The following is a 497-nucleotide window of genomic DNA, read 5'->3' as shown; positions in this document are numbered from 1 at the left end:
GCCCCTACCGCGCGAGCGGTTTAGTCCGTCGACCCTTATCCGACGGTCAGGCGTGTTTTCCGCGCGACCGGTATGCGCGGCGAAGCAGCCGCTCACATACTGTCGTCGGTGGCGACGGGCGGTCGAATCAGCCTGGCTGGAAGCGGCTAAAAAGATCGTCGCACGAGCCTGCCTGTGCAGGCGCGGGGCACTGCTGTTTCGTTTCATTATCGAGCAAATGCCGGTTGATTAAGCACGCCCGGCTGTCATCGTTGGCGACCAGCATCGCGTCGATGGCAGGCAGCGTCAGCGAAGAGGACCGAGCCGACCGCTCTCGTAACGAGCCTCCAAAAACCGCTTGTGTCACCGTTGCGGATCAACGCCGCGCGGATGACGTGTGGCGACTGATCCGGGCGACCGTCATCGCGGATACGGCGCACACCGTCATAACGCCGCTTAAGCCGATCACGCCAAAGCGCGGAAACAGCATGGCGACCAGCGAACTCGTCACCGCGCCG

At 63.4% G+C, this 497-nt stretch carries 1 protein-coding gene; it reads left to right on the top strand.

Annotation, left to right across the window (positions count from 1 at the left end):
• Window positions 1-251 precede the first annotated feature (251 nt).
• On the top strand, window positions 252-497 hold a 246-nt coding region (locus BG57_RS32905), incomplete at its 3' end, for a hypothetical protein (RefSeq protein ID WP_152562766.1).

Source organism: Caballeronia grimmiae (assembly GCF_000698555.1).
Taxonomy (GTDB): domain Bacteria; phylum Pseudomonadota; class Gammaproteobacteria; order Burkholderiales; family Burkholderiaceae; genus Caballeronia; species Caballeronia grimmiae.
Note: the sequence above shows the minus strand (reverse complement) of the source record. Positions and strands in the feature narration are given on the sequence as shown.